The sequence below is a fragment of the Phytohabitans aurantiacus genome (assembly GCF_027923225.1).
Classification (GTDB): Bacteria; Actinomycetota; Actinomycetes; order Mycobacteriales; family Micromonosporaceae; genus Phytohabitans; species Phytohabitans aurantiacus.
The window spans coordinates 105,614-118,265 of the sequence record NZ_BSDI01000026.1; the positions used below are offsets into that span (position 1 = coordinate 105,614).

Here is a 12,652-nt window from a genome sequence, read left to right on the forward strand (position 1 = left end):
CCGCCGCTAGGTGCCTATGTCTTGGGTGCCGGGCTTGACCAGGCTGCTCTCGTACGCGAACACGACTATCTGGGTGCGGTCGCGCAGGCCGAGCTTGGTCAGGATGCTGGAGACGTGTGACTTGACCGTGGCGGGTCCGATGTAGAGCTGCTGGGCGATCTCGGTGTTCGTGTCGCCGCGCGCCACTGCCGCGACGATGTCGCGTTCGCGGTCGGTGAGGCGGTGCAGGCGTTCGGCGACGGCGGTGTTGACGGTCGGTCCCTCGGCGAAACGGCTGATCAGGCGGCGGGTGATCGAGGGGGCGATGAGAGCGCCGCCGTCGGCGATCGTCCGCACCGCCGTGGCGAGTTCGTGGGGCGGGATGTCCTTCAGGACGAAGCCGCTCGCACCCGCGCGCAGCGCCTGATAGACGTACTCGTCGGGGTCGAACGTGGTGAGGATCAGGATCCGGACCGGCCAGTCGGCCTCCTGAACGATCCGCGAGGTTGCTTCGAGACCATCGAGCTCGGGCATGCGGATGTCCATGAGGATGACGTCCGGGCGGTGCCGCTGGGCCGCTTCGATCGCTTCGAGCCCGGTGCCCGCCTCGGCCACTACCTCGATGTCGGGATGGGTACGCAGGATCATGGTGAAGCCGCCGCGGACCAGCGCCTGGTCGTCGACGACGAGCACGCTGATGCTCATGCTGACTCCCCGGTCAGTGGCAGGCGGGCGACGACGCGAAAGCCGCCCTCGGGACGCGGGCCGGTTTCGAGGCTGCCGCCGAGCAGGGTCGCCCGTTCGCGCATACCGACGATGCCGTGGCCGGCCGCCTGCGGGCGGGTCAACCCCGGCGGGGCGTGGTCGACGACCTCGATGGTGATGTCCGTCCCGTCCTCGCGCAGGTGTACCTCGGTGCGGGTGCCCGGTCCGCCATGCTTGAGCACGTTGGTGAGCGCCTCCTGGATGATCCGGTACGCCGACAGCTGCACCCGGGTCGGGAGCGCCGTCCGCAAGCCGTCGGTGATCCGCACGTCCAGCCCCGCCGCGCGTACCTGCGCGATGAGCCGGGGCAGGTCGGCCAGCCCGGGTTGGGGGCCGAGGCCGCCGCGTTCGGTCTCGGGGCGCAGCACGCCCAGCAGGTGCCGCAGCTCGTCCAGGGCCTGGCGGCCGGCCAGCTCGACGGCGGCCATCGCCTGGCGGGCGCCTTCCGGATCGGCGGCCACCACCGCCTGAGCCGCTCCGGCCTGTACCGTCATCATGCTCACCTGGTGGGCGACCACATCGTGCAGCTCGCGCGCGATGTGGGTGCGTTCCTCGGCGACGATCCGGCGCGCCTCGGCCTCCTGCTGGCGCCGGGTCTCGACCGCGTGCTCCTCGCGCAGCCGCAGCCGCCGCCCGACGTACCAGACGACGAACATGAGGACGGCGCCGAAACTGACCTCCGCCCACAGCGAGCCTCGCACGCCGTCGTCGACGACGAGCACGGCGATGGCCGCGGCGAGGCCGGCCAGGCCGTGGCGGCTGCTGGCGGCGTAGCGGCCGGCGCTGTACAGCGCGAACATCGTGACCAGGCCAACAAGATCGGCGGGGTCGGCCGGCAGCAGGAGTGCCCAGCCGGCGACCGCCACGCCGAGCACCAGGATCGGCCGGCGGCGGCGCAGGTAGAACACGGCCCCGGTGACGGCGAAGATGACGAGGACGAAAACGGGCACGTCGGTGATCGGGCGGAGGAGCAACGAGTCGCCGGGCCCGTCGGTGAGGAACACGGTCGTCAGGAACAGCACGGCGGCGAGGGTCGCGTCAGACGCACGCGGCCACCGCGCGAACGGGCCACGAAAGCCCCGGGACGACACCACCCTCACAAGGGCTCACGGTAGGCCAGTACAGGAAATGCTGTCATCCGCCTGGGCGACGGGGCCGTCCTCCCCCGCTGGGCGGAGGCCGCGCCCGGATCCTGCCCGTCTCCCGCCGGGAGACGGCGGACGGTGGCGACGCCCACGATGGCGGCCATGAGTGCTTTCACCCGCCGCCTGGGCGCGGCCAGCGCCCGCAGGCCATGGACGACGATCGCCGCGTGGGCGGTCGCCACAGCCGTCATCATCGCGCTGGCCGGCATGGCTGGCGGCGCGTTCGCCGAAGACTTCGTCGCGCCCGGCAGCCAGAGCGAACGGGCGCGGCAACTGCTCGAGGAGCGGTTTCCCGAGGCGGCCAACGGCGCCGCGCTCGCCGTGTTCGCCGCGCCGGACGGGCAACGGTTGGAACAGCACCGGGCCGCCGTCGACGCCGCGGTGACGCGGATCGCGACGGCCGAGGGCGTCAGCACGGTGGCGAACCCGTTCGCCGCGGGCACCGTCTCACCCGACGGCCGCGTCGCATACGCCGAAATCGCCTTCGCCGCGCCGGCGACAAGGCTCGGTCCCGAACCCTTCAAAGCCGTCGGCAGCGCGCTGGAACCGGCCCGTCAGGCCGGTTTGACCGCGGAACTCGGCGGCGACGCGGCGTTCATCAACTCCGAGACACAGACCTCCGGCGCGGAGGCGGTCGGGCTGCTGGCGGCGTTGGTGATTCTGCTGGTGGCTTTCGGTACGGTCGTCGCCGCGCTGGTGCCGATCGTGCTCGCGCTCATCGTCGTCGCCGCCGGACTCGCCGGCATCCTGTTGCTCGCCAACGCGATGGACGTGTCGACCGCCGCGCCGACGATCGCCGCGATGATAGGACTGGGCGTCGGAATCGACTACGCCCTGTTCATCACGGCCCGCTACCGCGAAAACCGCGCCGGCGGCGCGGACAACAGCACCGCACTGGTCGATGCCATGGGACGCGCCGGCTCCGCGGTCGTTTTCGCCGGCGGTACCGTCATCATCGCGATGGCCGCTCTCTTGCTGACCGGCATGGGCTTTCTGGTATCGGTAGGGCTCAGCACCGCACTGGTGGTTTTCGGTGCCGGCACCGCCGCGTTGACGCTTCTTCCCGCCTTCCTCACACTCCTCGGCGACCGCCTCGACCGCGGGCGGCTCCCGTCGCGGCGGCGGCGGCGCGCGCAAGGTACCGGCTGGTGGCGGCTCGCACACCACATCGCGAGAAGGCCGTGGCCGTACCTCGTCGTTTCGGTCGCGCTCCTGCTCACCCTCGCCGCCCCGGCGCTGGCGATGCGGACCGCCTTTCCCGACGCCGGAGACGAGTCGACGAGCACCACCGAACGGCGCGCCTACGACCTGCTGGCCGACGGCTTCGGCCCGGGCGTCAACGGTCCCCTGCTCCTGGTCGTCGACCTGCGCGGCACTGGCGCCGGCGACATCCGGGAGCTGGCGCGACGCGTCGCCGCGGATCCCGGCATCGCCTCGGTCGGCGAACCGGTGACGTCTCCCGCCAACGACACCGTGATACTGCGCCTGACCGCCACCACCGCACCCGCCGACGCCGCGACGTCGCGAACCCTGGAACGCGTACGCGGGATGCTGCCCGACAACGCCTATGTCGCCGGCCTCACCGCCATGACCGCCGACCTCACCCACCACCTCTCGACCACGCTGCCCATCTTCGTGGGCGCCATCCTGGCCGCGTCGTTCCTGTTGCTGATGCTCGTGTTCCGCTCCATCCTGGTACCGCTCAAGGCCGTCCTGATGAACCTGCTGTCGATCGGCGGGGCCTACGGCGTGGTGGTCGTGGTGTTCCAATGGGGATGGTTCACAGAGGACACCGTCACGATCGCCTCACCGCTTCCCATGATCTTCTTCGCCGTCCTCTTCGGACTGTCCATGGACTATGAGGTGTTTCTGCTGTCGCGCGTGCGCGAGGAGTACAACGCCAGCGGCGACACCACGGAATCGATCGCACGGGGCCTGGCCGGCACCGGCCGGGTGATCACCTCGGCCGCGCTCATCATGACCGCCGTCTTCCTGTCCTTCGCCGCCAGCCCTTCCCCGTTCACCAAGATGATCGGTATCGGACTGGCCACCGCCGTACTGCTCGACGCCACGATCGTCCGGCTGTTCCTCCTGCCCGCCGCCATGACGCTGCTCGGCCCCGCCAACTGGTGGCTCCCCCGCTGGCTACGCCGCCGCATCCCCCGCGCCGCGGCACGGGGCGGGCGCGGCGGGAAAGGGGGAAGGGTGGGTGGAGAAGTGGGGGTGGGCGTAGGTTGAAGGTGGGTAAGTGCGACAAATCGCCACGGAGGCCGCCATGACCGTCAAGCTCATCGCCCAGCTCCATGTCCAGGACTTCGACGCCTTCAAGGCCGTCTTCGACTCGGTGAGCCAGCTGCGGAAGGAGCACGGCGCCACCGGGCACCGGCTTCACCGTGGTCTGGACGACCGCAACAAGGTCGTCGTTGTCACCGAGTACCGGGATGCCGACGAGGCGCGCGGGTTCGCGCAGAGCACCGAGCTGAAGGAGGCTCAGGAGCGGGCCGGCGTCGAAGCCCGCGACTTCACCCTGTACGAAGAGGTCGAGGACGTCACGTACTGACCCGACTCGCCGCGGCGCGTGCCTCGATCATCAGCATCGCCAACAGCACCACGATCAGCATGACGAGCTGGCCGACGCCGATCAGTAGTCCCAGCGGGATCGTCGCCAGCGCGAGCACCGCCCCGCCCGCACGGAAGCGCGTGCTGCCGATGCGTAGCACGCGCCGGAACGCCGCGTCTCCGAGCAGGTACAGGGCGACGCCCAGCGCGAGCGTGACCGCTTCGGCCAGCTTCAGCTCGTCGCCGGCGTGCCCGATCACCTTCTTCACGCCGGCGGCCGCCACCACGATGCCCAGCAGCAGTACATAGTGTGCGTAACCGTAGGCGCGCACCGCCACCGTCGCCCGCCGTTCCCGCGGGACCGCGCTGAGCGCGTGCTCAGCCGCCGCGTCGCCCTCTCCAAAGTAGACCCACCACATCAGGTACGACAAAGTCAGTCCCAGGGCGGCCACGGTGACGAGCGTCAGGTCGACGTCGAGACCGGCGGCACCGACACCAATGGCCACAATGGACTCGCCCAACGCGATGATCACCACGAGCCCGTGCCGCTCGACGAAGTGGCCCGGCGAGATGGTGAAGCCGCCGAGCTGCCGCACGTACGGCGCCGCCGCGATGAGCAGGATCGCCAGCGCCCACGCGCCGTATCGCCACTCGTCAGGCAGGAAGCCGCCCACCAGCACCAGAAGCGCAATGGCCAGGTTGATCGGTGCGAGCCGCCGCATCGCCTGCGCCGAGCCGGGGCCGCCCGCGATCACGAATAGTCGACGAGGACAAGGGTGCGTCGCAGGCGGTTGTTGGGGACGACGGCGTTGGTGAGCCACGCGAAACCGTCGTACATCCACATGATGATGCCCAGCATCAGCGCGACGTGGACCGCGACGCGGGCGCTGAGGTCGTCGGCGAGCAGCCCGGTGAGCTGGGTCAGCGTGAAGACGAAAACGAGGTCGAAGAAGAGTTCCAGCGTGCTGACCCGCACGGCCGGCTCGGCGGCACCTCTCCGCTGCTGCGTCTCGGACACACGGTCAGTTTAGGTACGCGTCAAGCCCGATCCAGGCACGCGCTTTCCCCGAAAGTTTCGCCAACCGCGCCCCGAACGGCGGCCATCACGCCGACTCAGGTCGATATTGACACGCCTCCTTCCGCTGCATACGTTGGCCTGAATCTCTCCGTAAACTTTCCGGTATCCGGAGGTCAGCGTGGCACACAGTGCGATGTCCCGACGGAGTTTCCTCAACCTCGCGGCCGGCACCGGCGCGGGGGTGGCGCTCGCCGCCTGCGGCAGCTCGGGCCCGGGCCAGGGCGAGGGTGGCAGCGAGGCCACTTACTGGTACCTGACGGGTGCGCCGGGCGAGCAGATCCGCACGAACACCGTCAACCGCTTCAACAAGGCGAACTCCGACAGTCAAATCAAACCCACCGCGTTCGAGAACGACGCGTACAAGACGAAGATCAGGACCGCGATCGGCGCCGGCCAGGCGCCGACCATCATCTGGGGCTGGGGTGGCGGCGGCCTGAAGAGTTGGGTCGACGCCGGCCAGGTCGACGACCTGACGGACTGGTTCGCCCAGAACCCCGCGGTCAAGGACCGGCTGTTCCCGTCGTCGTTCGGCGCCGCGACGGTCAACGGCAAGATCTACGCGATGCCGTGCGAGACGGTCGAGCCGATCGTGCTGTTCTACGACAAGCGGGCGTTCGACAAGATCAAGGCCGAGCCGCCGCAGTCGTGGGGCGAGATCATGTCGCTGGTGCCGAGGTTCAACGCGGCCGGCATCGCGCCGTTCTCGCTCGCCGGGCAGTCTCGCTGGACCAACATGATGTGGCTGGAGTTCCTCTTCGACCGTATCGGCGGCCCCGAGGTGTTCCAGGCCGTCTTCGACGGTGAGAAGGGTGCCTGGTCCAACCCGGCGTCGCTCGACGCGCTCACCAAGATCCAGGATTTGATCAAGGCCAACGGCTTCGTCAAGGGCTTCTCGTCCGTCGTCGCCGACGCCAACGCCGACCAGGCCCTGCTCTACACCGGCAAGGCCGCGATGATGGTGCACGGCACGTGGACGTACGGGTCCATGGCGGAGGAAGGCGGCAACTTCGTCTCCGGCGGCAACCTCGGCTTCATGAACTTCCCGCCGGTCGAGGGCGGCAAGGGCGACCCGAGCGACACCGTCGGCAACCCCGGCCAGTACCTGGCGATCTCCTCGAAGGCGTCCGCCGAGCAGAAGGAGACGGCGAAGAAGTTCTTCAGCACCGCGGTACTCGACGACACCGAGATCGGCGAGTGGCTCGACACCGGCGGCGTGCCCATCGTCAAGGGCAGCGAAAGCAAGATCGCCAGCTCCAAGGCGCCGGAGTTCCTCACGTTCGTCAACGAGACCGCGAGCAAGGCCAAGGTCTTCGCGCAGTCCTGGGACCAGGCGCTGAGCCCGACCGCCGCCGAGAAGCTGCTGGACAACATCGCCAAACTCTTCCAGCTGTCGATCACACCCCAGCAGTACGTTGACAACATGAACCAGGTCATCGGCCAATGACAGGCCTCGCTCCGCCCGCCGTCCGGGTTCGGCCAGCGACCGGCTCTGCCGGCGGGCGTAGCGGGTCGATCGCGTGGATGGCCCTGCCCGCGCTCGCGATCTTCGTCGCGTTCGGCGTCATACCGCTCGTCGGCGTACTGCTGCTCAGCTTCACCCGCTGGAACGGGATCGGCGCGATCCACCCGGCCGGCCTCGACAGCTGGCGCACCGTGCTCACCGACCCTGGCCTGCCGCACGCGCTGTGGGTGACGTTTCTGGTGATGGCGCTGTCGTGGGCCTTCCAGACGCCGATGAGCCTGCTCATGGGCGTGTTCCTCGCCGGGCATCAGCGATACCGCGAGATCCTGGCCATCGTGTACGTCGTGCCGCTGCTGCTGAGCTCGGCGGCGCTCGCCATCACGTACAAGGCGTTGCTGGACCCCAACTTCGGCCTCGGCGCCGGCCTGGGCATCCCCCTGCTGGCGCAGGACTGGCTGGGCCGCAGCACCCTCGCGCTCTGCGTCGTCGTCTTCGTGGTGTCGTGGCAGTTCATACCGTTTCACGCGCTGATCTACCAGGGCGGGGTGCGGCAGATCCCGGTGACCCTTTACGAGGCGGCGCAGATCGACGGGGCAGGGCGGATCCGGCAGTTCTTCAGCATCACGCTCCCCCAGCTCAAGTACACGATCATCACCTCGTCGACGCTGATGGTCGTCGGGTCCTTGACCTTCTTCGACCTGATCTTCGTGCTCACCGAGGGCGGCCCCGGCGACGCGACCCGCGTGCTCGCCCTCGACATGTACAAGCGGGGCTTCCAGGCCAACCTGATGGGGCCCGCCAGCGCGATCGCGGTCATCCTCGTTCTCGTCGGCCTGGCGCTGGCGCTGCTGCTGCGCCGGCTCGGCGGTCGCGACGCCAGCGCGAGCCAGCAGGAAGGAATGTGACATGGCGACGCTGACGACCGATACCGGCAGGGCAGCCGGCGCGCCACCCGGGCAGGGGCCACGGGGCCGTGCCCGGAGCGGTGGCCTCGGGCGCTTCAACGTCCTGGGCGGGCTGGCCGGCTGGGTGTGGCTGGTGATCGTCGTGGTGCCGCTCTACTGGATCGTCATCACCAGCCTCAAGGAACGCTCGAGCTACTACGCACAGAACCCGCTCGCCCCGCCGTCCGACCCGACGCTTGCGAACTACCGGCTTGTCATCGAGTCGGAGTTCGTCCGCTACCTGACCAACAGCGTCATCGTGACGGTCGGCTCGGTCGTGCCCGCCGTCCTGGTCTCGTTCATGGCCGCCTACGCCATCATTCGCGGCTCGGCCGGCAGCCGGTTTCTGCGCTGGACCAACGTGCTGTTCCTCATGGGACTGGCCATTCCCTTGCAGGCCACCATCATTCCGGTTTACCTGATCATCATCCGGCTGCAGATGTACGACACCCTGCTCGCCATCATCCTGCCGTCGATCGCGTTCGCCGTGCCGCTGTCGGTGCTGGTACTGGCCACCTTCATCCGCGACGTGCCGAAGGAGCTCTTCGAGTCGATGCGGATGGACGGCGCCTCCGAGTGGGGCACGCTGTGGCATCTGGCGTTTCCGTTGACCAGACCCGCGTTGGTGACCGTATCGATCTACAATGGACTGAGTATCTGGAACGGCTTCCTGCTGCCCCTGATCCTCACCCAGAGCCCCGCGCAGCGCACCCTGCCGCTCGCGCTGTGGACCTTCCAGGGCGAGTACGGCGTCAACGTACCCGCCGTGCTCGCCTCTGTCGTCCTGGCGACGCTGCCGATCCTCGTCCTGTACGCCCTCGGCCGCCGCCAGCTCCTCAGTGGACTGACACTCGGCTTCGGCAAGTAGAACACAGGTGGGCGCCGTCAGAGCGCGGCGAGGTGCGCGCGCACCTCGCCGGCCTCGGGCAGTTCGAATTCGTCGTACGTGGACAGTGCCGCCGCCAGGTGCTCGCGGGCGCGTTCCCGGTCACCCAGGTCGCGGTGGGCCAGCCCCAGCCCGGTATGCGCCCGCGCCTGCTGGTCACGCAGATCCGAGCCGCCCGCCGCGGCGATCGCGCCGGTGTGGTGGTCGAGCGCCTCCGCCGCACGCCCGTCGGCGCGCGCGGCTTCCCCCAGACCGTTGAGGGCCCACGGTACGCCGTCCCGGTAGCCGAGTTCCTGGAACAGCTCCAGCGCCGCCCGGTACCGCGCCGCCGCCTTGCCCGGCCAGCCGAGACGCAGTTCGAGAGCGCCCTGGCCGTCCAGTACCCATGCCTCGCCGGCCCGGTTGCCGACCTCGCGGAAGGCGACGAGCGCCGCCTGGTGATACGCGGCGGCGCTGTCGAGCCGCCCGCGGCGCGTCTCGACGACGCCGAGGTTGTAGAGCGCGAACCCCTCGGCCTCGCGGTCGCCGGCCCCGCGCAGTATGCCCAGCGCCGCCCCGATGTGCTCAGCGGCACTGTCGAACCGTCCCAGCCGCTGTTCGAGGTTGCCGATGCTGGTCAGCCCCCGGCCCGTCGCCAGGGCGTCTCCGGCGCGCCGGAAGACCTCCAGCGCCTCCTCCTGGTATCCGAGGGCCACCCGGAGGCGGTCGCGCGTGGCCTCGACGTGACCGAGGTTGCTGAGCGCCCGCGCCTCTCCGATCGCGTCGCCGGCGCGATGGAACAGGACCCGTGCGCGCTGGAGATGCTCAGCCGCCTCGTCGTGCCGGCCCAGCCGCGCCTGGATGAAGCCGAGGCTGTTCAGCGCCCCGGCGGCACCCGCGTCGTCGCCGCTCGCGACCGCCGCGGCGAGCGCGTACCCGTGCAACGCGAGCCCGACGTCGTAGTGTCCCCCGGCGAGGTACCGGTACAGCGTGCCGGACAGGCGCACGGCGTGCGACGGGCTGTGCCGGGCGACGGCGGTCAGGCACGCCAACTCGCTGTCCAGCCACCTGCGAGCCGTCCCGGGGTCGGTCAGATCCGGGCTGGGCGTCGCCGGCCGGGCGATCCGTGGCCGCCGGAACGCCTCCGCCGGGTGCAGCGTGTCCATCGCCGTCGCGGCGGTCGCCAGGTAGTGGTCGAACAGCCTGCCGAGCGCGGCCTCGTCCTCGCCCAGCAGACCTCGCGCGTACGCCCGCAACAGGTCGTGCATCCCGTACCGGCCGCCGCCGCGCGCCTGCACCAGGTGCTGCCGCGCCAGCAGCTCCACGGTGGAACGCGCGGTGGCCACGTCGAAGCCGGACAGCGCGGCGACCGCGTGCGCCTCGAAGTCGGTGTGCGGGTGCAGGCCCAGCAGGCCGAATACCCGGGCGGCCGCGGGCGGCAGGTGCCGCACCGACCAGGAGAACACCGCCCGCACATCGGCACGCGGATCGCCGCCGTCGCCGAACAGGTGCTCGTCGCCCAACTCCGCGACCAGTTCCGCCAGCGGAGTGTCGGCTCGGGCGACGGCAAGCTCAGCGGCCACCCGTAGGGCCAAAGGCAGCCGGGCGCACCGCTGGACCAGTAGCCGCGCCGCATCCGGCTCGGCATCCACCCGCGCGCCGATCAGGCCGGCCAGCAGCTCGTACGCGTCCGTCTCCGGCAGCAGGTCCAGGTCGAGCCGGCGGGCACCGTGCCGCACCACCAGGCCGGCCAACGAATCCCGGCTGGTGACCAGCACGTGGCACGACGGTGTGCCGGGCAGCAGTGGCCGCACCTGCTCGACGGAGGCCGCGTTGTCCAGCACGATCAGCAACTGCCGGTCGGCGGTCTCGCTGCGCCACCGGGCGGCGCGCTCGTCGATACCCGAGGGCAGATCCGCGCCGGTGACACCGAGCGCTTCCAGCAGCCCGGCGAGGGCGTCCTGCGCCGCCAAGGGTGCGGCCGGGTCGTAGCCGCGCAGGTCCACATAGACCTGACCGTCCGGAAACCGGCCACGCCACCGGTGCGCCCAGTGCACCACCAGCGCGGTCTTGCCCACCCCGGCCGTGCCGGCCACCGACGAGATGACGACGGCGGTCCGCTTATTCGGTGGCGTGGCGGCCAGCGCGTCCAGTTCAGCCAACTCGCCATTTCGTCCGGTGAAGCCCGCCACGTCGGCCGGCAGCTGCCGCGGTACGACACCCTGAACCTGTGGCGGCGGCGCGCCGCCTCGCCGCAGTTCCTCGACCTGGTCGCGGGCCGTGGCCAGGGCCCGCTGCTCGGCCGGCGTCGCACCGAGCAGCCGGATCAGCACGTCGAACCGGTCCGCGGGAGCCAGGCTCGTGCCCGACAGATATCCGCCGACGATCGCGTGCGACCAGCCCGCCAGCTTCGCCAGCGCCCGGTAGCTGACCCGGTCGGCACCCGCCACCCGCGCCTGCCGCTGGCGGAGCCTGCGCAGCAGGGACGCCAGATCGGCCAAGCTCCGCACCTCCGCCGCGCCCACCGATAGTTCGTCCACTGTGCCCCTTCCCGGACCCGCCTCTATCAAAGCAAGTCCGGGAAAGGAGCCTCTCGGTCAGGCGGCGTCGAGCCGCTCGACCGCGCCGTCGAGCAGCTTCGTGGCCTCCTTCTCGGTCAGGTCCCCGCCGTACCGGTAGATGGCCGTCTTGTTCGCCAGCAGGTGCACGCAGTACTCGCCCTTGGCGGCGCCGAGCCGGATCTGGTTGTCGGTGACCTTCGTGTATGAGGTGCCCTTGTCGAACATCCCGCCGCCGCCAATCGGCTCGTCGCACTGGTCGGCGAGGCGCAGCTGCGCCCAGACGCTCAGCACCTCGCGGTCGGTGTCCGCCGCCGAGGCCGCCTCCACCCACCGGCACTCGAAGCTATGGATGCCCCGTTCGCCAAGCGGTGTGTCCTCCTCGGGCCCCTCGCTGACCAGCGTGCGGAGTCCGACGGCATCCCTGACCTCCTCCTGGGTGAGCAGGTCGCAGGTGTCGGCCGCGGCCACCTTCCCCTTCGGGTCGAGCTCCTCGTCCTCGACCCGGCCCATCGCCTGCTCGGCGAGCTCCGCACAGGTACCGTCTTCCCATCTGCCCCCGTCGCTCAGGTGACGGCATTGGATGGCGAGGCTGCGGCCCTCGTTCGCGAGCACGACGGTCTGCCCGTCGCCCGCGAGACTGGACCTCTCCTCCAGTTCCAGTCTGTCGATCACGATCGGCTCGGCGCGCGCCTCCAACTCGCCATACGCCGCGAACAGGTCCAGCGTCCGCACGGTCTGGATCTCCACCATCGTTTCATCGGTCTCCCCCGAGCCGTTCCACTGGCAGATCGTGACGCCCTCGGCGGTGATCCCCTCCGCGCGGACGGCGTCACCGGCGATCGTGTTCTCCACCACCGGTACGCCGAACGCCTCCCGCACCTCCTTCTCGGTGAGCAGGTTGCACGGCCACCCGATGTCCTGCTTCTCCTCCCCGCCACACGCGGCCAGCGTGCTCACCAGACCGAGCAGGCAGGCCGCCACGACCACCCGTTTCACCATCCGTCCCTCCCAGATCCGCCACCGCGATCCCGGAATGATGGCCGGTCCTTTCCCTCAGAGACGCACGGCTGGACAAAGTCAGACGAGATTGGACACCACGCACGCCACCCACGCCGCGCCGGCCGCGCAGGCCGCGCCTGGCGCGGCGCGGTCGCGCCGCCCGCTCTCTCCCGTCGATCAAGGGCAAATGCGCGCGGTTCGATCTGGCGGTTTCAGGGGGTCAGTGCAACGAGGTGCTGGTTGAGCTTCTGGGCTGGAGTATGCCAGTTCAGGGTTTGTCGTGGCCGTCGGTTGA

Annotated in this window: 11 protein-coding genes; 5 read left to right on the top strand and 6 right to left on the bottom strand. The window is 70.1% G+C overall.

What is annotated here, in order from left to right:
- Window positions 1–6: 6 nt before the first annotated feature.
- Window positions 7–684 carry a response regulator transcription factor gene (locus QMG73_RS24890; protein ID WP_281899515.1) on the bottom strand — a complete coding sequence of 226 codons (678 nt, stop codon included), beginning with the start codon at window positions 682–684 and terminating at the stop codon, window positions 7–9.
- Complete coding sequence (locus QMG73_RS24895; protein WP_281899517.1) at window positions 681–1,766, bottom strand: sensor histidine kinase; 1,086 nt, start codon at window positions 1,764–1,766, stop codon at window positions 681–683. The genes QMG73_RS24890 and QMG73_RS24895 overlap by 4 nt, the downstream gene beginning before the upstream one ends.
- A 225-nt stretch (window positions 1,767–1,991) precedes the next feature.
- Here QMG73_RS24895 and QMG73_RS24900 point away from each other — a divergent pair, with 225 nt between their 5' ends.
- Both QMG73_RS24900 and QMG73_RS24905 read left to right on the top strand, forming a co-directional pair.
- Entirely contained in the window at window positions 1,992–4,127 is a 2,136-nt protein-coding gene (locus tag QMG73_RS24900) for an MMPL family transporter (protein ID WP_281899519.1), read from the top strand.
- A 10-nt stretch (window positions 4,128–4,137) separates the two neighbouring features.
- On the top strand, window positions 4,138–4,449 hold the full coding sequence (locus QMG73_RS24905) for an antibiotic biosynthesis monooxygenase family protein (protein ID WP_281899520.1): 312 nt from the start codon (window positions 4,138–4,140) through the stop codon (window positions 4,447–4,449).
- Here QMG73_RS24905 and QMG73_RS24910 read toward each other — a convergent pair.
- Window positions 4,439–5,203: a low temperature requirement protein A gene (locus QMG73_RS24910; RefSeq protein ID WP_281899522.1), complete on the bottom strand. Its 765-nt coding sequence runs from the start codon at window positions 5,201–5,203 to the stop codon at window positions 4,439–4,441. The genes QMG73_RS24905 and QMG73_RS24910 overlap by 11 nt on opposite strands.
- Window positions 5,200–5,466: a low temperature requirement protein A gene (locus tag QMG73_RS24915; RefSeq protein WP_281899523.1), complete on the bottom strand. Its 267-nt coding sequence runs from the start codon at window positions 5,464–5,466 to the stop codon at window positions 5,200–5,202. Before QMG73_RS24915 ends, QMG73_RS24910 begins: the two co-directional genes overlap by 4 nt.
- A gap of 193 nt (window positions 5,467–5,659) precedes the next feature.
- On the opposite strand from QMG73_RS24915, the gene QMG73_RS24920 reads away from it, so the two are divergent.
- Genes QMG73_RS24920 through QMG73_RS24930 form a run of 3 tightly spaced genes read left to right on the top strand, consistent with a single transcriptional unit; the run spans window position 5,660 to window position 8,800 of the window.
- Window positions 5,660–6,970, top strand: coding sequence for a substrate-binding domain-containing protein (locus QMG73_RS24920; protein ID WP_281899524.1), 1,311 nt, complete (start codon window positions 5,660–5,662; stop codon window positions 6,968–6,970).
- Window positions 6,967–7,893, top strand: a complete 927-nt coding sequence (locus QMG73_RS24925; protein WP_281899526.1) for a carbohydrate ABC transporter permease — start codon at window positions 6,967–6,969, stop codon at window positions 7,891–7,893. Before QMG73_RS24920 ends, QMG73_RS24925 begins: the two co-directional genes overlap by 4 nt.
- Before the next feature lies 1 nt (window position 7,894).
- Window positions 7,895–8,800, top strand: a complete 906-nt coding sequence (locus tag QMG73_RS24930; RefSeq protein ID WP_281899528.1) for a carbohydrate ABC transporter permease — start codon at window positions 7,895–7,897, stop codon at window positions 8,798–8,800.
- Window positions 8,801–8,817: 17 nt separating this feature from the next.
- On the opposite strand, the gene QMG73_RS24935 is transcribed toward QMG73_RS24930, so the two are convergent.
- Both QMG73_RS24935 and QMG73_RS24940 read right to left on the bottom strand, forming a co-directional pair.
- Window positions 8,818–11,337, bottom strand: coding sequence for an ATP-binding protein (locus tag QMG73_RS24935; protein ID WP_281899530.1), 2,520 nt, complete (start codon window positions 11,335–11,337; stop codon window positions 8,818–8,820).
- A 57-nt stretch (window positions 11,338–11,394) separates the two neighbouring features.
- Window positions 11,395–12,357, bottom strand: coding sequence for a hypothetical protein (locus QMG73_RS24940; protein WP_281899531.1), 963 nt, complete (start codon window positions 12,355–12,357; stop codon window positions 11,395–11,397).
- Between the last annotated feature and the right edge of the window lie 295 nt (window positions 12,358–12,652).

Excerpts from the sequence above, each read along its gene's own strand:
- QMG73_RS24900 (WP_281899519.1), top strand. The coding sequence starts at position 1,992 with ATGAGTGCTTTCACCCGCCGCCTGGGCGCGGCCAGCGCCCGCAGGCCA.
- QMG73_RS24930 (WP_281899528.1), top strand. The coding sequence starts at position 7,895 with ATGGCGACGCTGACGACCGATACCGGCAGGGCAGCCGGCGCGCCACCC.
- QMG73_RS24925 (WP_281899526.1), top strand. The coding sequence starts at position 6,967 with ATGACAGGCCTCGCTCCGCCCGCCGTCCGGGTTCGGCCAGCGACCGGC.
- QMG73_RS24920 (WP_281899524.1), top strand. The coding sequence starts at position 5,660 with ATGTCCCGACGGAGTTTCCTCAACCTCGCGGCCGGCACCGGCGCGGGG.
- QMG73_RS24940 (WP_281899531.1), bottom strand. The coding sequence starts at position 12,357 with ATGGTGAAACGGGTGGTCGTGGCGGCCTGCCTGCTCGGTCTGGTGAGC.
- QMG73_RS24890 (WP_281899515.1), bottom strand. The coding sequence starts at position 684 with ATGAGCATCAGCGTGCTCGTCGTCGACGACCAGGCGCTGGTCCGCGGC.